This window comes from Methylibium petroleiphilum PM1 (assembly GCF_000015725.1).
GTDB classification, from domain to species: domain Bacteria; phylum Pseudomonadota; class Gammaproteobacteria; order Burkholderiales; family Burkholderiaceae_C; genus Methylibium; species Methylibium petroleiphilum.
On the sequence record NC_008825.1, the window covers coordinates 2,745,422 to 2,764,494 of the forward strand.

Genomic DNA, 19,073 nt, shown 5'->3' on the forward strand with positions numbered 1-19,073 from the left:
TGCATGGACCCGCTGATCCTCGCGCGCGCGCAGTTCGCCGCCAACATCACCTTCCACATCCTGTTCCCCACGATCACCATCGCGCTGGGCTGGCTGCTGATGTTCTTCCGCTGGCGCTGGCTGCGCACGCACGACGGCGCCTGGCTTGCCGCCTACCGCTTCTGGACCAAGGTGTTCGCGCTGAGCTTCGCGCTCGGCGTGGTGAGCGGCATCACCATGAGCTTCCAGTTCGGCACCAACTGGCCGGGCTTCATGGAGAAGGCCGGCAACGTGGCTGGCCCGCTGCTCGGCTACGAGGTGCTGACTGCCTTCTTCCTCGAGGCCGGCTTCCTGGGCGTCATGCTGTTCGGCCACGGCCGCGTCAGCGAGCGCATCCACATGATGGCCAGCTTCTTCGTCGCCTTCGGCACCACCGTCAGCGCGTTCTGGATCCTCGCGCTGAACTCCTGGATGCAGACGCCCGCCGGCCATGAAGTGATCGACGGCGTGTTCCACGTCAAGAGCTGGGCCGAGGTGCTGTTCAACCCGTCCTTCCCCTACCGCTTCACGCACATGCTGCTGGCCTCGGGCCTGACCTGTGCCTTCCTGATGGCCGGGCTGAGCGCCTGGCAGCTGCTGCGCGGCCAGGCCGAGCGCTCGGCACCCAAGGTGATGCGCGTCGGGCTCACCGTCGCGGCGCTGCTGATCCCGGTGCAGATCTTCGTCGGCGACCTGCACGGCCTCAACACCCTGAAGCACCAGCCGCAGAAGATCGCGGCGATGGAGGGGGTGTGGGAGACCGAGCGCGGCGCGCCGCTGCTGCTGTTCGCGGTGCCCGACGACAAGGCCCGCACCAACCACTTCGAGATCGCGATCCCCAAGATGGCGAGCCTGGTCCTCACCCACGACGCCGACGGCGAGATCAAGGGCCTGAACGACTTCCCCGATGCCCACCCTCCGGCCGCGCCGCTGTTCTTCGCCTTCCGCGTGATGGTCGGCATGGGCGTGCTGATGCTGCTGGTGAGCTGGGTCGGCTGGTGGATGGGCCGCCGCGTCGGCTGGGCGCCGCAGCGCCTGTCGCGCGGCCTGCTGTGGGTGCTGGCGGGCATGAGCTTCTCGGGCTGGGTCGCCACCGTGGCCGGCTGGTACGTGACCGAGATCGGCCGCCAGCCCTTCATCGTCTACGGCCTGCTGCGCACCGCCGACGTGGCGGCGACCACCGTGCCGTCCTCGATGATCGCGCTCAGCCTCGCGATGTACGTGACGCTCTACCTTGCGCTGATCGTGGCCTACGTCAGCGTTCTCAAGTACATGGCCGAGAAGCCCGAGGACGTGATCGAGCCCGATGCGCTGGAACGCGCCGAAGGCCGCGCCGCGGCCGCACTGGCGAAGGGGAGTGCCACATGACGTTCGATCAATCGCTGCCACTGATCTTCATGGCGTTGATGGGCATCTCGATGCTCGTCTACGTCATCAGCGATGGCTACGACCTCGGTGTCGGCCTGCTGATGCCGCGCGCCAATGCCACCGAGAAGGACGTGCTGATCGCCTCGATCGGCCCGTTCTGGGACGCCAACGAGACCTGGCTGGTGCTGGGCATCGGCATCCTGCTGATCGCCTTCCCCAAGGCGCACGGCCTGGTGCTCACGCAGCTCTACCTGCCGGTCACGCTGATGCTGATCGGCCTGATGCTGCGCGGCGTGGCCTTCGACTTCCGTGTCAAGGCCAAGGACGTGCACAAGGCCACCTGGGACCGGCTGTTCTTCGCCGGCTCGCTGCTGGCCTCGATGTCGCAGGGCTGGATGCTCGGGCGCTACATCAGCGGCTTCGGCTCGGGCTGGAACTACCCGGTGTTCGCCGCCGCGATCGCGCTCGCGCTGCCGGCGGCCTATGTCCTGCTCGGCGCGGCCTGGCTGATCATGAAGACCGAGGGTGAGCTGCAACGCAAGGCCATCCGCTGGGCCAAGCTCGCGTGGTGGCCGGTGGTGGTCGGCATGGTGCTGATCTCGCTGTCCACGCCGTGGATCAGCGCCACCGTGCGCCAGCGCTGGTTCGAGCTGCCGGCCATCATCGCGCTGTCGGCCATTCCGCTCACCACCGCCATCGCGCTGGTGGCCGCCCGCCTGGTGCTCGACCGGCCCATCGTCCGCAAGGAACTGTGCTGGCTGCCCTTCGTGCTGCTGATCGCGGTGTTCGTGTTCGGCTTCCTCGGGCTGGCCTACAGCATCTATCCCTTCGTCGTGATCGACCAGCTGACGATCTGGCAGGCCGCCAGCAGCCCGGCGGCGCTGAAGGTCATCCTGATCGGCGTGTGCATCTCGGTGCCGGCGATCGCGGCCTACACCGTGTTCTCCTACCGCGTGTTCTGGGGCAAGGCCACCGAGCTGCGCTACGGCTAGGACGCTTCCGAGAGAAAGCGCAACAGCGCGGCCGCGCCGGCGCCCGGTTCGGTATCGACGGCGGTGCACAGCAGCAGCCGGCGCGTCGCCCAGGCATCCGCCAGCGGCCGCACCGTGATGCGTGCGCTCGCCAGCCGCGCGGCGGCCACGGCCGGCACCACGGCGATGCCGGCGCCGTCGGCCACCAGCGCGGCCACCGCGTCCAGGCTGCGCACCCGCACGCGGTGGTGCAGCCCACGCCCCTGGCGCAGCGCCTGAGCCTGCAGGAATCGGCTGAGCCCGCTCTCGGCGGGCAGGCCGACGAAGGGCTGGTCGATCACATCGGCGAAACGCAGCGCACGCCGCCCCGCCCTGCTGCCCTGCGCCGGTTGCAGGACCACCAGGCGATCCTCGCGGAACACGCGCGTGTTCAAGCCTTCGGTGTCGACGTAGTCCGCCACGATGCCGATGTCGGCGTGCTCCTGCCGCATCGTCCGCAGCACGTCCGGACTGCCGAGTTCGCGCAGGTCGACGTCGATGTCCGGATGGGTGACCAGAAAGCGCCCCAGCAGCGCCGGCAGGTATTCGGTCATCGCCGCCGTGTTGCACAACACCCGCACGCTGCTGCGCACCCCGTGGGCGTGGGCCGACATCTCGGCGTGCAGGGCCTCCATGTCGCGCTGCAGCCGCCCGGCATGCCGGCGCAGCGTGCGGCCCGCATCGGTCGGCACCACGCCCTGCTTCGACCGCACGAGCAGCGCCGCGCCGAGGGCGTGCTCGAGGTTCTGCAGCCGCGTGCTCGCCGCCGACAGCGACAGGTGCATCTCGCGCGCGCCCGCGGTGATCGAGCCGGCCTCGGCGACCGCGCCGAACAGGCGCAGGTCGAACGGGTCGATGCGGAAGCCGGCAGCGCCGCGCGGGCGAGCGAGGGGGCGGGACTGGGGCATCGTCATCCTTCGCGGTTGCCGAAGGATAGCTGCGCCAGTGCGCGATGGACGCCCCGAGGCCGCGCCGCGACCATGCCGGCATGGACATCGAACGGCTCGCCACTCTCGGCGCCATCTTCGCGCTGGCGGGCGCGGTCAAGGGCGTGTCGGGCATGGGCCTGCCCACTGTCTCGATGGCGCTGCTGGGGCTGGTGATGCCGCCGGCTGCCGCGGCCGCCCTGATGGTGTGGCCCTCGCTTGCCACGAACCTGGCGCAGTGCGCCGGCCCGAGCTGGCGCGCGCTGTGCCGCCGGCTCTGGCCGGTGTGGGCCGGCCTGCTGCTCTTCACCGTCTTCAGCCCCCTGCCCGACCTCGCCAGCGCGGGGCGCGGGCCGCACCTCGCGCTCGGCGCCGTGCTGCTGCTGTATGGCGCGTGGGGCCTGCTCCGGCCTGCGCTGCCGCGCCCTGCGCCGCGGCACGAGGACTGGCTGGGCGCACTGGCCGGCGCCGTGTCGGGCCTGCTGACCGCGGCCACCGGCGTGTTCGTGCTGCCGCTGGTGCCCTACCTGCAGTCGCTGCGGATGGACCGCGACGAACTGGTCCAGGCCCTGGGCCTCAGCTTCACGCTGGCCACCGTCGCGCTGGGCCTGGTGCTGTGGCAGGCGGCCCCGCAGGCCGCCACGCCGGATGCGACGGACTGTGGCGTGGCGCTGCTCGCCGCGTTCGCCGGCCTGTGGGTCGGCACCCGGCTGCGACGGCGCCTGCCGGCGCCCACTTTCCAGCGCGCGCTCTACGGCATGTTCGTGCTGCTCGGCGCCGCCCTGCTGGGCCGCACGAACTAGGCCCCGCGATGCCGACGCACGGCGATGAACAAGCGCGGGCCGAGGCCCTGGAGCAGGCCTACCGGCTGGCGCTCGAACTGCTGGAGTTGCTGGACGAGGCGCGCGCCGCGATGGTCCGTCCGCCGCCGCGGCCCGAGGCTGCGGCGGGCCGCACCGACGACCCGGCCCATCCTGCAGCACCGGGATGACCCGCGAACTCGCGTCACAAAAACTACCCGCGCGGGTGGCTACGGCAGTTCACGGTTCTTTGAACATCGCGCCCTGGTCATCGGGGCGCGCCGCCGCCTCCCGGTGTTCTTTCTTCCCTTCCTGGAGCAAGCCCGCATGCGCGACTACCTCAAGTTCTACATCGACGGCCACTGGGTCGACCCGGTCAAGGCGAAGAGCCTCGACGTCGTCAACCCGGCCACCGAAGCCTCGGCGGGTCGCATCTCCATGGGCACGGCTGCCGACGTGGACCGTGCCGTGAAGGCCGCGCGCAAGGCCTTCGCGAGCTACTCGCAGACCAGCGTGGCCGAGCGCGCCTCGCTGCTTGAACGCATCATCGTCGAGTACAAGAAGCGCTACGCCGACATGGCTGCCGCCATCACCGAGGAGATGGGCGCGCCGGTCGCGCTGTCGAAGGACGCCCAGGCGGCGATGGGCATCGCCCACCTGCAGATCGCGCTCGACGTGCTGAAGAACTACAAGTTCCAGGAACTGCGCGACACCACACTGATGGTGAAGGAGCCGATCGGCGTGTGCGGCTTCATCACGCCGTGGAACTGGCCGGTCAACCAGATCGCCTGCAAGGTGGCGCCGGCGCTCGCGGTGGGCTGCACCATGGTGCTCAAGCCGTCCGAGATCGCGCCGTTCTCGGCCTACCTGTGGACCGAGATCCTGCACGCCGCCGGCGTGCCGGCCGGCGTGTTCAACCTCGTCAACGGCGATGGCCCGACGGTGGGCGCGGCGCTGTCGAGCCACCCCGACGTCGACATGGTCTCGTTCACCGGCTCCACGCGCGCCGGTGTCGAAGTGGCGCGCAATGCCGCGCCGACCGTGAAGCGGGTGCACCAGGAGCTGGGCGGCAAGTCGCCCAACATCATCCTTCCCGACGCCGACTTCAAGCACGCCATCACCGCCGGCGTGCAGGGCGTGATGCTCAACTCGGGCCAGTCGTGCAACGCGCCCACCCGCATGCTGGTGCCGAACGCGCGCCTCGACGAGGCGCTGGCCATCGCCAAGGAGGCCGCCGAGGCCACCACGGTGGGCGACCCGGCCAGCGGCGCCGCCCTCGGCCCGGTGATCTCGGCCACGCAGTGGGACAAGATCCAGACGCTGATCCACAAGGGCATCGAGGAAGGCGCCACGGTGGTGGCCGGCGGCCCGGGCAAGCCCAAGGGCCTGGAGACCGGCTACTACGTGAAGCCCACGGTGCTGGGTCACGTGAACAACCAGATGACGGTGGCGCGCGAGGAGATCTTCGGCCCGGTGCTGACCATCCTGGGCTACGACACGGTGGACCAGGCGGTCGAGATCGGCAACGACACGCCCTACGGCCTGGCGGCCTACGTGTCGGGCACCGACCCGGAAGCCACGCGCAAGGTGGCTTCGCGCCTGCGCGCCGGCCAGGTGAACATCAACAGCGTGCCGCTGGACTTCAAGGCGCCGTTCGGCGGCTTCAAGCAGTCCGGCAACGGCCGCGAGTGGGGCGACCACGCCTTCGGCGAGTTCCTCGAGGTGAAGGCCGTGCTCGGCTACGCACCCAAGGCGGCCTGAAGCGTGCGGCGCGGGCGGCTAGCCGCCGCCGCGCTGCATGAAGAGGTCGAAGTAGCGCATGAAGCGCTGCCGGTCGGCCTCGTCGACGTCGGTGAAGCTGAACTGCACCGCCAGCCGCGGCAGGCGCATCAACGCGATCTGTCGGTCCGGCAGCGGCGCCCAGCGCAGCTCGAGCCGACCCGCACCGATGTCCACGCGGGCCTGCCCCTGCGCCGCGCGATCGGCGGTCTGCGCACCGCAGGCGCCCGGCAGCCAGCCCAGCCATTCGGCCTCGGTGCAGCCCATCTCGCGCTCGAAGCGCGGTGGATAGTGCGTCTGCATCAGCCGCCGGCGATCGGCGGCCAGATCGCCAGCACGTCGCCTTCCTGGAAGGTGCGCGCGGCGCGGTCCTCGGGCGCCACGTAGTGGCCGTTGACGAGCACCAGGTGCACCAGCTTCATCGGCAGGCCGTAGGGCGCGATCACGTCCGCGATGGTCGCCGACGGCGCGATGTCGAGCTCCACCCGGTTGCCGCTGCGGGCCTCGGCAGGCAGGTAGTCGGTGAGCGTGGCGTAGAGCTTGAAGCTGATCTTCATGCGGCGATCATCGCCCGGAACCGGCTCACACGTGCGCGCCGGCCTGGGCCCAGCGCGCCTGCGCCTGCCCCTGGGCAATGTAGGCCTCGGTCAGGCGCGTCGGGTCGGCGATCAGCTTCTCCTTCCACTCGCCCAGCCTCACGCGGCCCTCCACCAGCCCTCGCATCACGCCCACATGTTCGGTCCAGCCGATGCTGTTGCAGCCGACCAGCCGGTCGGCGTCGAACTGCAGGCTGAGGAGCTTGAAGCCCTCACTGTCGGTGAGCTCCGCCTGCTGGCCGCCGGGCACGCCCTGCCAGTCGCCGAAGCTGGCCGAAATGAGGCCCAGCGTGTCGAGCACGTTGATCTGCGGCACGCGCTTGAGCACCGCGCCGCGTTCGAGCATGTTCATCGCGGCCACGTAGGCCTGGTCGGCGGCGTTGGGCTGGATCGCGCTGATGACGCGCGTCTTCGTCGCCAGGTCGAAGGCCTCGGCGCAGTCGCCGGCGGTGTAGATGCCCGGCACATTGGTCTGCAGGCGCTCGTCGGCCAGCACGCCCTGGCCGCACTCGATGCCCGAGTCCTTCAGGAAGGCGACATTGGGCTTCACGCCGGTAGCGCTGATCACCAGGTCGGCCTCCACCGTCTGCCCGTTCGACAGCCGCACGCTCATCGCGCTGCCGCGCGGCGCCGGTGCCGTTTCGCGCCAGTCGGGCGCGGGCGGTGCCGGGTTCTTGCCGCCGAGGCCGAGCATCGCCGCGGCGCGGGCGATGAAGCCCCCCTCGGCCGAGGCCGGGGCCACCGCCGACGGCGAAGCCACGGTGGACTTCGCCGCCTCGATCGCCTCGACGCGGGTGCCGGTGAACACGCGCACGCCCTTCTTCTCGCACCAGGCCTTGATCATGTTGCCGGCGGCCGGCCCCATCATGCGCGGCACCATGCGGTCGCCCATCTCCACGACGGTCAGCTCCACGCCGCGCAGCGCGAGCGCTTCCATGATGATGCAGCCGATGAAGCCGGCGCCCATCTGCAGCACCTTGGCGCCTGGCTGCGCCAGCTCGGCGATGTGGCGCGCGTTCTCCAGCGTCCAGCACGGCTGCACGCCCGGCAGGTCCATGCCGGGGATCGGCGGACGCACCGGCTTGGAGCCGGTGGCGATCAGCAGCTTGTCGAAGCCGAGGATGCTGCCGTTGTCCAGCGTCACGGTGCGCCGCGCGGCGTCGACGTGGGTCGCACGCTGGCGCAGCACCGCGATGTTGAGCTTGCGGAACTGGTCCGCGTCGCGCCGCAGGTAGGTGCCGTCTTCGCCCACCTTGCCGATCAGCAGGTAGGGAATCGCCATGCGCGAATACGGCGGCTCCGGCTCGTCGCCGACGATCGTGATGCTGTCGTACGGCGCGTGCTTGCGCAGCGTCTCGGCCGCGATGACGCCGGCCGGGCCGGCGCCGAGGATCACGTGTCTCATAGGCCCAGGCGTGCGCGTGTCTCGGGCTTGAGCTGGCCGCCGGCGTCCCAGCCGCGCACCTCGTAGTACTGCGGCAGCATTTCCGGCAGCTTGTTCACCAGGCCCTTGGCCGGACCGGTCTTCGCCGGTTCGGTCAGCAGGCGCTTGGGCAGCGTGTCGTCCTTCGCGGTGAAGCCGGCCTGGTTGTTGAAGTCGCGCTCCATGTTCCACACGCGCTCGCCGATCTCGTTCAGCTTCTCCAGCGTGAACTCCTCGCCACAGGCCGCCGCGACCTGCGGCTGCACGTCGGCCAGGCCCCAGGCGAAACTGGTGAAGATGCAGATGCCGGCCGAGTCGAAGGCGGCGGTGGCGTCCTGGAAGGCCTTCACCAGCTCCGGCTTGCCCTCGGCCACCAGCGGGTCGGTCTTGACCGGGATGCCCAGCACTTCCGAGGCGACCGTGTAGCCACGCAGGTGGCAGGCGCCACGGTTGGAGGTGGCATACGCGAGGCCCATGCCCTGGATGCCGCGGCTGTCGTAGGCCGGGAATTCCTGGCCCTTGACGCTCATGCTCAGGTCGGGGTGACCGTACTTCGCGGTCAGCCGCGCCGAGCCCAGGCCGATCTCCTTGCCGAAGCCCACGCCCTGCGCGGTCATCTCGGCAAAGTGCACCAGGGCGCGCGCCGAGCCGAACGGGGCGTCGGTGCCGAGCTGCTCCTTGGTCAGCACGCCCATCTCGTAGAGCTCCATCACCGCGCCGATGGTCGCGCCGAAGGAGATCGGGTCCATGCCCTGCTCGTTGCACAGCACGTTGGCGTACTGCAGCGCGTCGAGGTCGTTCACGCCGTTGGCGTTGCCCAGCGCCCAGGCCGCCTCGTACTCCAGGCCGCCGGAGGCGCCCCAGTACTGCGGCTTGTTCTCGACCGAGAAGTGGCTCTGGTCGATCTTCTGGATGCGCCCGCAGGCGATGGTGCAGCCGAAGCAGGCCTGGTTGGTGACCAGCGGCTTCTTGCCGTCGGTCTTGCGCGGCGTGGCCATCGCCTCGGCGGAGATGTCCTTGGCGCCCTCGAACTGCACGTCGCGGTGGTTGCGCGTCGGCGAGGCGCCGATCTCGTTGATCACGTTCATCAGCACCTGGGTGCCGTAGGTCGGCAGGCCCTGGCCGGTGACGGCGTTGTCGGCGAGGATCTTCTTCTTCTCGAAGGTCACCTTCATGAATTCCTTCGGGTTCGCGACGTTGCCGACCCCCTTCGTGCCACGCACCGCGATGGCCTTCAGGTTCTTCGATCCCATCACCGCGCCCACGCCCGAGCGGCCGGCCGCACGGTGCAGGTCGTTCACCACCGCCGCGTACAGCACGCCGTTCTCGCCCGCCAGGCCGATGCTCGACACGCGGGTCAGCGGGTCCTGGTGCTGCTTCTTGATGATCTCCTCGGTCTGCCAGACGCTCTTGCCCCACAGGTGGGAGGCGTCACGCAGCTCGGCCTTGTCGTCCTCGATCGACAGGTAGACCGGCTTGGCCGACTTGCCTTCGAAGATCACCATGTCCCAGCCGGAGAACTTGAGCTCGGCGCCCCAGTAGCCGCCCGAGTTGGAGCAGGCGATCGCGCCGGTCAGCGGGCCCTTGGTCACCACGGTGTAGCGGCCGCCGGTCGAGGCCATGGTGCCGGTCAGCGGGCCTGTGGCCCAGATGATCTTGTTCTCGGGCGCGAGCGGGTCGACCTTGGGGTCGATCTCGCTGACGAGGTACTTGGTGGCCAGGCCGCGCGAGCCCAGGTAGGCGCGCGCCCATTCCATGTTCAGCGGCTCCGAGGAAACGGTGCCGGCGGTGAGGTTGACGCGAAGGATCTTTCCAGCCCAAGACATAGTGTTCTCCTCAAGCCGCTGCGTTCTGGTTGCCGAGCTTGTCGGCCCAGGCCTGCATCTTGTTCAGGCCGGTCCAGTTCGCGTCGACGTAGGTGATGGCGCCCGTCGGGCAGGCTTCGGCACAGGCCGGCTCGCCGCCGCACAGGTCGCACTTCTGGACCTTGCCGGTCTCCTGCACGTAATTGATGGTGCCGAACGGGCAGCTGATGGTGCAGACCTTGCAGCCCACGCAGGTGGTCTCGTTGACGATCTTGGCGCCGGTGGCGCCGTCGATCGTGATCGCCTCCACCGGGCAGGCATGCAGGCACCACGCCTCGTCGCACTGGGTGCAGGTGTAGGGCACCTTGCGGCCGGTGTGATGGAAGTCGAACACCTTGATACGCGACTTGCTCGGCGCGTAGACGGCGTAGTTCTCGAAGGAACAGGCCATCTCGCACTGCAGACAGCCAGTGCATTTCTCGGGGTCAAGGTGGAGGGTCTTCTGCATGGCTGGCGTCTCCGCTGGCGGTTCGTGATCGGATCGAATTCCCGTGCGCGCGAGCAAACCTCCGCCCGGCGCTAGGAACAAGTCTGCCTATGTTCTGGATTGAACATCCCGCTTCATATCCGGTGCTTACCCTGATCCGGCGCAGAACAATTGCTCCCCTGCAGCAAGTCGACCGGCTGGTGGGAGCAATCGCTCGGTGCTTCCGGGCGTCGCAGTGTCCGGCTGCCTGACCCGCCGGGCCGCCGCGCGCGCCACCGCCTCGTGCGTCGAAATTGAACACGAGTTCCATATCTTCCGGGACGAGCAGGATCACAATGAATGTGAAGTCCCACGCCCGATCTGGCGCTGATCCGTTCTCCGGGCGAGGCATCGCCGCCCGCCCGGGACACTGGCCGCCGATGGCGGCATGAAAGGAAGGCCTCGATGTCGATCCCCAGCGTGCACCCCACCCCGAGCACGGGCCGCCGCCGCCGCGAAGAGGCGGCCCAGCGGCCGATCGCCAGCGCCCTGCCCCTCGACGGCGAGCATGTGCTGTCGATCAACGAATCCCACGAGCGCTGTGCCGCGCTGGGCCTGAGCCGCATCGGCGCGCCCGACTACACGCCGCTCGGCCGCGCCGACTTCACCATCACCCGCGAGCGCAACCGCCGCCTGTTCGCCCACGCGGCGCCGGTGATGGAACTGCTGTTCGACCAGATCGTGAAAACCCAGAGCATGGTCGTGCTGACCGACGCGCAGGGCACCATCCTCCACTCCATCGGCGACGAAGACTTCCTCGAGAAGGCCGGCAAGGTGGCGCTGGCGCCCGGCGTCAACTGGGCCGAGTGCACCAAGGGCACCAACGGCATGGGCACCGCGCTGGTCGACGAGACCGCGGTGCTGGTGCATGCCGACGAGCACTTCATGCACGCCAACCACTTCCTGACCTGCCAGGCCGCGCCCATCCTCGACCCGCGCGGCAACATCCTGGGCGTGCTCGACGTGTCGGGCGACCGGCGCGGCTACCACCAGCACACCATGGGGCTGGTCAAGATGTCGGCGCGCATGATCGAGAACCACTGGCTGAACGACGACTTCAGCGACGCGCTCCGTCTGCACATCCATCCGCGCATGGAGTTCATCGGCACGCTGCTCGAAGGAATCCTCGCGATCGACCGCGACGGCCGGCTGCTCGGCGCCAACCGCAGTGCGCTCGACCTGCTGGGCATGAGCGGCGCCGCGCTGCGCATGCACACCGTGGCCAGCCTGCTGGGCACGCCGCTCGGTGCCATCGTCGACCGCGGCCGCGCGCTGATGGGCGCCCCGATGCGCATGGCGCTGCCCAATGGCCAGACCGTGCATGTGCAGGCCCGCTGCAACTGGCCGCTGTGGCCCGGCCAGTGGACCGGCACGGGCGGCGGCCTGCGCGACGCGGCGGCCGACGGCACCCCTGCCATGCCGGCGACCGAGGAAATCGGCCCCACGTCGCCTGCCGCGACCGCGCGCGACGCCGCAACCCGCAACCCCCGGCCGGCCCCGGCAGCCGACGGCGGTGCGCCGGCCGAAACTGCCCCGGAACCCGAAGTCACCTTCGCGCGCCTGCAGACCGGCGACCTGCAGATCGAGGCACTGATCTCCAAGCTGCGCCGGGTGCTCGACCGCGACATCCCGGTGCTGATCCTCGGCGAAGCCGGCAGCGGCAAGGAGATGCTGGCGCGCGCCATCCACCGCGAATCGCGGCGGGCGCACCGGCCCTTCATCTCGGTCCAGTGCGCCTCCACGCCCGAGGCGCAGCTCGAGGCCGAGCTGCTGGGCTACGCCGAGGGCGTGTTCCCGGGCGCACGGCGCAAGGGCGCGGTCGGCAAGCTGGTGCAGGCCTCCGGCGGCACGCTCTTCCTCGACGAGATCGGCGGTCTGCCGCTCGGGCTGCAGGCACGCCTGCTGCGTGTGCTGCAGGAGCGCCAGGTCACGCCGCTGGGCGCGGTGCAGCCGCAGGAGGTTGACCTGGCCCTCATCGGCGCCACCGACCGCAACCCGCGCGAGCTGATCGACACCCACCGCATCCGCGAGGACCTCTACTACCGGCTCAACGGGCTGGCGGTGAAGCTGCCGCCGCTGCGCGAGCGCTCCGACCTGATGGCCCTGGTGCGCCGGCTGCTTGCCGACGAGGCGCCCGGCGCGCCGCTCATGCTGGCGCCGGACGTCGAGGCCCTGCTGCAGCGCTACGACTGGCCCGGCAACCTGCGGCAGCTGGCCAACGTGCTGCACACCGCCGCGGTGATGGCAGCCGGCGAGCCGGTGATCACCCGCGAGCACCTGTCGGACGACTTCCTCGAGGAAGCCCAGCTGCGGGCCGCCCCCGGCGCCGCGGCGCCCGGCGGGCCCGCGCCGGGCGTGGTGCGCGCGATGGCGAGCGGCATCGACAGCGGCGGCAAGACCCTCGAGGAACTGGAGCGCGAGATGATCCGCCACGCGGTGGACGCCGCCGACGGCAACATCTCGGTCGCCTCCAAGCGCCTGGGCATCAGCCGCAACACCATCTACCGCAAGCTGCGCTGGCGCGAGCCGGAATGACCGGCGGGCCGAGCGGCTGACGACCGGCCCTCACCCCGACCCTCTCCCCGACCCTCTCCCGCCAGCGGGAGAGGGAGTTGATTCAGCCGCTGCCCCGACACCGCAGCGCCCAGTCGCGCGCGGCGGCACGCAAGGCCGGCGCCAAGCGGGGATCGCTCATGCGGTGACCGGCCTCCGGCACCTCGTTCGACAAGGCGCCTGGCAGCGCCGCCGCGAGCGCCCGGGCCACGGCCGGGTCGCAGGTGGCATCGGCCGCCCCCCAGACCACGCTGACCGGCACACCGCTGTTCAGCGCCGGCACACCGGCCGCACCGGCGGCTGCCGCCCCCCAGGACGCGGCGGCGTAGTGGGCGTGGACGCGCCACGAAGCCATCAGCTGCGGCGTCGCGGCCGGCAAGGCGGCGGGATCGCAGCGAGCGCCGCTGGCCGCGACCCCACCCGGCGCCGATTGCGCATCGTCGAACGCCGACCAGGCGCGGGCGATCCGCTCGTCGGCCTGCATTGCGCCAATGTGGAGCAACCCCGGCTCCGCCTGATACAGCGCGGCCACCGCCGTCGCGGCCGGTTCGCCCAGCCAGGCCTGGCCCTCGGCGCCCAGCCAGGGCCGCCACGGCGCGATGTAGCGCCGCGTCTCGGCGGCCGTGCCGAGGAAGGGGCTGCGCAGCAGCAGCCCGTGCAGCACCTCCGGCCAGCGCGCGGCATAGGCCAGCGCCACGCGCGCACCCCACGAGCCGCCGGCCACGGCCCAGCGCCGCAGGCCCAGGTGGCGGCGCAGGCGCTCCATGTCGTCGAGCAGCGCTCCCAGGTCGTTGCCGTCCGTCCGACCGGGCGGCTCGCTGCGCCCGCAACCGCGCTGGTCGATCGCGATCCAGCGCAGCGGCAGGCCGTCGAACCAGCGCGTCGGCTCCAGGCGGCTGGCGCCGCCCGGGCCGCCGTGCACGATCAGCACCGGCAGCCCGGCCGGGTCGCCCCCCTCGCACCACCAGACGCGGTGTCCGTCCACGGGCGCCAGCCAGTCCCCGGCCGGCAGCGCCGCGGGGGCGAGGGTTTGCCCCGGATCGCCGTTGCTGCTCACAGGGTCAATGCGGGGTTGCGGCCCCCGTCGGGCCTGCGCGAACCTCCGACCGTCGATGGCGGCAACCATCGACCGCGTCGCCGTAACACGGACGCCCTGCGCGGCACACGCAAGGCCCCATCCGTCGCTCGGAAGAAAATCATGATCGACTGGCGTTGCCTTCGGGGCACGAGTAGCGTTCAGGGATGGGTTCGCAGTGTGCGCGATCCCGCGCTGGACAGAACAAGACGAGGGGACCGATGTTGTTGTTGAGCGAGCGGCGCGTCAGACGCCGGAGTGCGCCATGAAGGTGCTGGTACTGGGCTCCGGCGCAGGCGGCGGCTGCCCGCAGTGGAACTGCAACTGCGCGATGTGTGCCGCCGCGCGCAACGGCTCGCGGCTGATCCGGCCGCGCACGCAGAGCTCCATCGCCATCTCCCCCGACGGCCAGCGCTGGGTGCTGCTGAACGCCTCGCCCGACATCGGCCAGCAGCTGCGCGTGCAGCCCGCGCTGCACCCGAAGCACGGCCTGCGTGATTCACCGATCAAGGCCGTGGTGCTGATGGATGCCCAGATCGACCACGCGACCGGCCTGCTCAGCCTGCGCGAGGGACCGCCCATCGAGCTGTACGTGACGCCCTGCGTGTTCGAAGACCTCACCACCGGCCTGCCCATCCTCACCGTGCTGGACCACTACTGTGGCGTGCACTGGCACATGCTGCCGGTGGCCGGCGAGCAGCGCGTGGCCGAGTTCAGCGTCGACGGCTTCGAGACGCTGCGCTTCCGCGCCGTCGCCATCCCGGGCAAGGCGCCGCCGTATTCGCCGCACCGCCACGATCCCAAGGTGGGCGACAACATCGCGCTCGAGGTCACCGACCGCATGACCGGCAAGCGGCTGTTCTACGCACCGGGCCTGGCCGACGTGGGCGACGTGGAGCTGCAGTGGATGCGCGACGCCGACTGCCTGCTGGTCGACGGCACCTTCTGGACCGAGGACGAGATGGTGCAGGCCGGCCTGGGCAGCAAGTTCGCCTCCGACATGGGCCACCTCCCGCAGAGCGGCTCGCCGCAACGCGGCGGCATGATGGACGCGCTCGACCGCACCGGCGCCCACCGCAAGCTGCTGATCCACATCAACAACAGCAACCCCATCCTCGACGACTACGGCGCCGAACGCGCCGAACTGGCGCGTCGCGGGATCGAGGTGGCGCACGATGGCATGGAGATCGTTCTTTGAGCGCCGACCTGCCCTGGTCTCCCGCAGAATTCGAGGCACGCCTGCGCGCCAAGGAGTCCGGGTACCACATCCACCACCCCTTCAACAAGCGGCTCAACAGCGGCGCGCTGCAGCCCTTCCAGGTGCGCGGCTGGGTGGCCAACCGCTTCTACTACCAGCAGGCGATCCCGATGAAGGACGCCGCGGTCATGGCCAACTGCGAGGACCGCGCCACGCGGCGCCGCTGGATCGAGCGCATGCTCGACCACGACGGCCATGGCGATCACGAGGGGCAGAACGCCGGCGGTATCGAGACCTGGACGCGCCTGGGCATGGCCGTGGGCCTGAGCCGCGAGGACCTCTGGTCGCACCGCCACGTTCAGCCGGGCGTGCGCTTCGCGGTCGATGCCTACGTGAACTTCGCGCGCCGCGCGCCCTGGCGCGAGGGCGTGATCTCCTCGCTGACCGAGATGTTCGCGCCCAAGATCCACGCCGACCGGCTGGCCGGCTGGCCCAGCATGTACCCGTGGATCGCCGCCGAGGGCCTGGCCTATTTCCGCAGCCGCATCCCGCTGGCGCAGCGCGACGTGGAGCACGGCCTGGAGGTCGCCATCGCGTTCGGCGACACCCGCGCGAAGCAGGAGCGCGCGATCGAGATCCTGCAGTTCAAGCTCGACGTGCTGTGGTCGCTGCTCGACGCCGTGGAGCGCGCCTACCCCGACGACCTGCCCGAGGAGCGCCGACCGTGAGTGCTGTGGCCGACACCGCCCGCCCGCGCCTCGCGCCGATGTTCCGCCTGCAGTTCGAGCCGGCGCAGGACTGCTGGGTGCTGCTCTACCCCGAAGGCCTGGTCAAGCTCAACGGCCCGGCCAGCGAGATCCTCAAGCGCTGCGACGGCCAGGCGAGCGTGCTCGACATCACCGCCGATCTGGAGCGCAGCTTCAGCACCGAGGGGCTGCGCGGCGACGTCGAGGATTTCCTGCGCCACGCCTACGAACAACACTGGATCGTCTAGGCCCGCATGAGCCACGCCGCCGCCCCCGCCGCTTCGCCCGCCACCCCGCAGCCCCCCGGCGCGCCGATGTGGCTGCTCGCGGAGCTCACCTACAAGTGCCCGCTGCACTGCGTGTTCTGCTCCAACCCCACGAACTACGCCGACCACCTGGGCGAGATCGGCACCGAGGACTGGAAGCGCGTGTTCCGCGAGGCGCGGCAGATGGGCGCGGTGCAGCTCGGCTTCTCGGGCGGCGAGCCGCTGCTGCGCGACGACCTGGAAGAGCTGGTGGCCGAAGCGCGCCAGCTCGGCTACTACACCAACCTCATCACCTCGGGCATCGGCCTCACCGAAAAGCGCGCCCGCGCGCTGAAGGACGCCGGGCTCGACCACATCCAGCTCAGCTTCCAGGACTCCACCAAGGAGCTGAACGACTTCCTGTCGTCCACCCGCACCTTCGACCACAAGAACAAGGTGGCCGCGATCATCAAGTCGCTCGGCTACCCGATGGTGCTGAACTGCGTGATGCACCGCTACAACCTGCCGCACGTGGGCCGCATCATAGAGATGGCCGAGGCCATGGGCGCCGACTACCTGGAGCTGGCCAACACCCAGTACTACGGCTGGGCCTGGCTCAACCGCGCGGCGCTGATGCCCACGCCCGACGAACTGCGCGCGGCCGAGGCCATCGTCGACAGCCACCGCGAGCGGCTGGCCGGCCGCACCAAGATCCTGTGGGTCTCGCCCGACTACGTGGACGCCAAGCCCAAGCCCTGCATGGCCGGCTGGGGCGCGGTGTTCATGGTCATCGCGCCCGACGGCACAGCCCTGCCCTGCCACAGCGCGCGCATGCTGCCGGGCTTCGACTTTCCCAAGGTCACCGAGCACAGCATCGCCGGCATCTGGCGCGACAGCGACGCCTTCAACCGCTACCGCGGCACGGCGTGGATGAGCGACACCTGCCTGAGCTGCGACCAGCACCCGGTCGACCACGGCGGCTGCCGCTGCCAGGCCTTCCTGGTCTCCGGCGACGCGGCGGCCACCGACCCGGTCTGCCCCAAGAGCCCCGACCGCCCGCTGATCGACGCCGCGCTGCAGGCCGCCGTCGAGCAGGCCGAGGCCGCGCCCGCGACCCAGCCGCTGCGCTTCGTGCCCGGTGCGGCGCGCAGCGGCAACCTCTGGTACCGCACCGACGCGAACTCGCGCACGCTGTCCGACGACGGGCACGGCCCGCAGCACGACACCGCGCCCGCCGCCGCCGAGACGCGGTGATGCGCCGCCCCGGCCTCGCCCACCGCGAGATCGGCCCGCGATGCTGAGCGTCGCCGGCCTCACCCAGCGCTACGGCGAGCGCGCAGCGCTGCAGTCGCTGAGCCTCGCGCTGCGCCCCGGCGAATTCACCGCGCTGCTCGGCCCCAACGGCGCCGGCAAGTCCACGCTGTTCCAGGTGCTGACCGGCCTGTTCGCGGCCGACGAGGGCGAGGTCGAGGTGGCCGGCCACTCGCTGCGCCACGCCGCGCCGGCCGCGCTGCGCCACATCGGCGTGGTGTTCCAGCAGATCTCGCTCGACCTGGACCTGAGCGTGCGCCGCAACCTGCTGTTCCACGCCGACCTGCACGGCCTGCCGCGCGCACTGGCCCGCGAGCGCATCGCCGCCGACAGCGCGCGCCTCGGCATCGCCGCGGCCGACCTGGACCGCAAGGCGCGCGAACTGTCGGGCGGCAACCGCCGCAAGGTCGAGCTGGTGCGCGCCGGCCTGCACCGCCCGGCCGTGCTGCTGATGGACGAGGCCACCGTGGGCCTGGACCCCCAGTCGCGCCGTGACCTGCTGGCTGCGCTGCGCGAGGACGTGCGCACGCGCAGCGTCTGCGTGCTGTGGGCCACCCACTGGGTCGAGGAGGCCGAGCCGGCCGACCGCGTGCTGGTGCTGCACCAGGGCCGGCTGCTGGCCGACGGCACGCCGGCCGACGTGACGGCGGCGCTCGGCGGCGCCACGCTGGAGCAGGGTTTCATCGCGCGCACCAGCGGCCCTGGCGGCGGCGCGCAGCGGGAGGCCGCATGAGCGGCAAGCCGGCCGTAGCGCGCCGCGGCGCGGCGCACGCGCTGCAGGCCCTGCGCGCCGTGGTGCTGCGCGAGCTGTTGAAGTTCTCGCAGCAGACCGGCCGACTGCTGTCGGCGCTGGTGCGGCCGCTGCTGTGGCTGGCGGTGTTCGCGGCCGGCTTCCGTCGCGTGGCCGACGCCTCGCTGCAGCAGCCCTACGACGTGTACATCGTGCCCGGCCTGGTGGGCATGGTGCTGCTGTTCAACGGCATGCAGTCCTCGCTGTCGATGGTGTACGACCGCGAGATGGGCCTGATGCGCCTGCTGCTCACCGCGCCGCTGCCGCGGCCCTGGCTGCTGTTCTGCAAGCTGTGCGCCACCGCGCTGCTGTCGGCGCTGCAGGCGCTGGCCTTCGTGGCGCTGGCGCTGCTGATCGGCACCGCGCTGCCGGGCGACTGGGCGCACGGCCTGCATGCGCTGCTCGCGCTGCTGGCCGCGGCGCTGATGCTGGGCGCGCTGGGCCTGCTGCTGTCGGTGCACATCAAGCAGCTGGAGAACTTTGCCGGCACCATGAACTTCGTGATCTTCCCGATGTACTTCCTCTCCACTGCGCTCTATCCGCTGCAGCAGCTGCAGGCCTCGGGCGCGCAGTGGATCTACCAGGTGGCGCGGCTCAACCCGTTCACGCACGCGGTGGAGTGGATGCGCCTGGCGCTCTACGGCCAGGACCCGGGCAATGCGCCCTGGGTGGTGCTCGGCTGCCTGGCGCTGTTCTTCACGCTGGCGTGCTGGGGCTACGACCCGCAGCGCGGCTTCGGGCAGCTCGCCAAGCGCGGCGGCGGCTGAGACGGCCTTCCTCGCACAGCGGGCAAACTGCCCTGCACGGGAGCGCGGCGGCTGACTAAGATCGCGGCGAACCGACCCACCGCTCCGGCCTGCCGCCGGCGGCCGGGCCCCGCCAACGATTCGGAGACTCCCATGCG

Annotated in this window: 19 protein-coding genes; 12 read left to right on the top strand and 7 right to left on the bottom strand. The window is 70.8% G+C overall.

Translation table 11 applies throughout. From position 1 onward, the window contains the following. Nucleotides 1-3: 3 nt before the first annotated feature. Together MPE_RS12965 and MPE_RS12970 are read left to right on the top strand one after the other, a co-directional pair. Nucleotides 4-1,386 (top strand): cytochrome ubiquinol oxidase subunit I, encoded by a 1,383-nt coding sequence (locus MPE_RS12965; protein WP_011830158.1) that lies wholly within the window; start codon nt 4-6, stop codon nt 1,384-1,386. Beyond that, nucleotides 1,383-2,378: a cytochrome d ubiquinol oxidase subunit II gene (locus tag MPE_RS12970; RefSeq protein WP_011830159.1), complete on the top strand. Its 996-nt coding sequence runs from the start codon at nt 1,383-1,385 to the stop codon at nt 2,376-2,378. The genes MPE_RS12965 and MPE_RS12970 overlap by 4 nt, the downstream gene beginning before the upstream one ends. Here the strand turns inward: MPE_RS12970 and MPE_RS12975 are convergent. Further along, the gene (locus tag MPE_RS12975; RefSeq protein WP_011830160.1) at nt 2,375-3,304 is read right to left on the bottom strand and encodes a LysR family transcriptional regulator; all 930 of its coding nucleotides are present in this window, start codon (nt 3,302-3,304) and stop codon (nt 2,375-2,377) included. The genes MPE_RS12970 and MPE_RS12975 overlap by 4 nt on opposite strands. Nucleotides 3,305-3,348: 44 nt before the next feature. Between MPE_RS12975 and MPE_RS12980 the strand changes: the two genes are divergently transcribed. The 3 genes from MPE_RS12980 to MPE_RS12990 all read left to right on the top strand — a co-directional run bounded on the left by MPE_RS12980 (nt 3,349) and on the right by MPE_RS12990 (nt 5,883). Further along, the gene (locus MPE_RS12980; protein WP_011830161.1) at nt 3,349-4,125 is read left to right on the top strand and encodes a sulfite exporter TauE/SafE family protein; all 777 of its coding nucleotides are present in this window, start codon (nt 3,349-3,351) and stop codon (nt 4,123-4,125) included. Nucleotides 4,126-4,133: 8 nt separating this feature from the next. Next, nucleotides 4,134-4,313, top strand: coding sequence for a hypothetical protein (locus MPE_RS12985; RefSeq protein ID WP_036234797.1), 180 nt, complete (start codon nt 4,134-4,136; stop codon nt 4,311-4,313). Nucleotides 4,314-4,449: 136 nt separating this feature from the next. Then, complete coding sequence (locus tag MPE_RS12990) at nt 4,450-5,883, top strand: aldehyde dehydrogenase family protein (RefSeq protein WP_011830162.1); 1,434 nt, start codon at nt 4,450-4,452, stop codon at nt 5,881-5,883. A gap of 18 nt (nt 5,884-5,901) precedes the next feature. Here the strand turns inward: MPE_RS12990 and MPE_RS12995 are convergent, their stop codons facing one another. Genes MPE_RS12995 through MPE_RS13015 form a run of 5 tightly spaced genes read right to left on the bottom strand, consistent with a single transcriptional unit; the run spans nt 5,902 to nt 10,233 of the window. Beyond that, a complete protein-coding gene (locus tag MPE_RS12995; protein WP_011830163.1) occupies nt 5,902-6,204 on the bottom strand; it encodes a hypothetical protein in 303 nt (100 codons plus the stop codon). Further along, complete coding sequence (gene thiS, locus MPE_RS13000; protein ID WP_011830164.1) at nt 6,204-6,458, bottom strand: sulfur carrier protein ThiS; 255 nt, start codon at nt 6,456-6,458, stop codon at nt 6,204-6,206. Before thiS ends, MPE_RS12995 begins: the two co-directional genes overlap by 1 nt. Nucleotides 6,459-6,483: 25 nt before the next feature. Beyond that, a complete protein-coding gene (locus MPE_RS13005) occupies nt 6,484-7,902 on the bottom strand; it encodes an NAD(P)/FAD-dependent oxidoreductase (protein ID WP_011830165.1) in 1,419 nt (472 codons plus the stop codon). After that, nucleotides 7,899-9,746 carry an aldehyde ferredoxin oxidoreductase family protein gene (locus MPE_RS13010; RefSeq protein ID WP_011830166.1) on the bottom strand — a complete coding sequence of 616 codons (1,848 nt, stop codon included), beginning with the start codon at nt 9,744-9,746 and terminating at the stop codon, nt 7,899-7,901. The genes MPE_RS13005 and MPE_RS13010 overlap by 4 nt, the downstream gene beginning before the upstream one ends. A 10-nt stretch (nt 9,747-9,756) precedes the next feature. Continuing rightward, nucleotides 9,757-10,233, bottom strand: coding sequence for a 4Fe-4S dicluster domain-containing protein (locus tag MPE_RS13015; protein WP_011830167.1), 477 nt, complete (start codon nt 10,231-10,233; stop codon nt 9,757-9,759). 423 nt (nt 10,234-10,656) lie between these two features. On the opposite strand from MPE_RS13015, the gene MPE_RS13020 reads away from it, so the two are divergent. Continuing rightward, a complete protein-coding gene (locus tag MPE_RS13020; RefSeq protein WP_011830168.1) occupies nt 10,657-12,786 on the top strand; it encodes a sigma-54-dependent Fis family transcriptional regulator in 2,130 nt (709 codons plus the stop codon). 82 nt (nt 12,787-12,868) lie between these two features. Here MPE_RS13020 and MPE_RS13025 read toward each other — a convergent pair whose 3' ends face one another. Then, nucleotides 12,869-13,861, bottom strand: a complete 993-nt coding sequence (locus MPE_RS13025) for an alpha/beta fold hydrolase (protein WP_011830169.1) — start codon at nt 13,859-13,861, stop codon at nt 12,869-12,871. Nucleotides 13,862-14,144: 283 nt separating this feature from the next. On the opposite strand from MPE_RS13025, the gene pqqB reads away from it, so the two are divergent. The 6 genes from pqqB to MPE_RS13055 are packed head-to-tail and all read left to right on the top strand — an operon-like array spanning nt 14,145 to nt 18,936. Beyond that, on the top strand, nt 14,145-15,077 hold the full coding sequence (pqqB, locus tag MPE_RS13030) for a pyrroloquinoline quinone biosynthesis protein PqqB (RefSeq protein ID WP_011830171.1): 933 nt from the start codon (nt 14,145-14,147) through the stop codon (nt 15,075-15,077). Further along, nucleotides 15,074-15,805, top strand: a complete 732-nt coding sequence (pqqC, locus tag MPE_RS13035) for a pyrroloquinoline-quinone synthase PqqC (RefSeq protein WP_011830172.1) — start codon at nt 15,074-15,076, stop codon at nt 15,803-15,805. The genes pqqB and pqqC overlap by 4 nt, the downstream gene beginning before the upstream one ends. Continuing rightward, nucleotides 15,802-16,071 (top strand): pyrroloquinoline quinone biosynthesis peptide chaperone PqqD, encoded by a 270-nt coding sequence (gene pqqD / locus MPE_RS13040; RefSeq protein WP_011830173.1) that lies wholly within the window; start codon nt 15,802-15,804, stop codon nt 16,069-16,071. Before pqqC ends, pqqD begins: the two co-directional genes overlap by 4 nt. Before the next feature lie 6 nt (nt 16,072-16,077). Beyond that, nucleotides 16,078-17,322 (top strand): pyrroloquinoline quinone biosynthesis protein PqqE, encoded by a 1,245-nt coding sequence (pqqE, locus tag MPE_RS13045; RefSeq protein WP_011830174.1) that lies wholly within the window; start codon nt 16,078-16,080, stop codon nt 17,320-17,322. A 40-nt stretch (nt 17,323-17,362) separates the two neighbouring features. After that, complete coding sequence (locus MPE_RS13050) at nt 17,363-18,112, top strand: lanthanide ABC transporter ATP-binding protein PedB/LutE (protein ID WP_011830175.1); 750 nt, start codon at nt 17,363-17,365, stop codon at nt 18,110-18,112. After that, a complete protein-coding gene (locus tag MPE_RS13055; protein WP_011830176.1) occupies nt 18,109-18,936 on the top strand; it encodes a lanthanide ABC transporter permease protein PedC in 828 nt (275 codons plus the stop codon). Before MPE_RS13050 ends, MPE_RS13055 begins: the two co-directional genes overlap by 4 nt. Nucleotides 18,937-19,073: the final 137 nt, after the last annotated feature.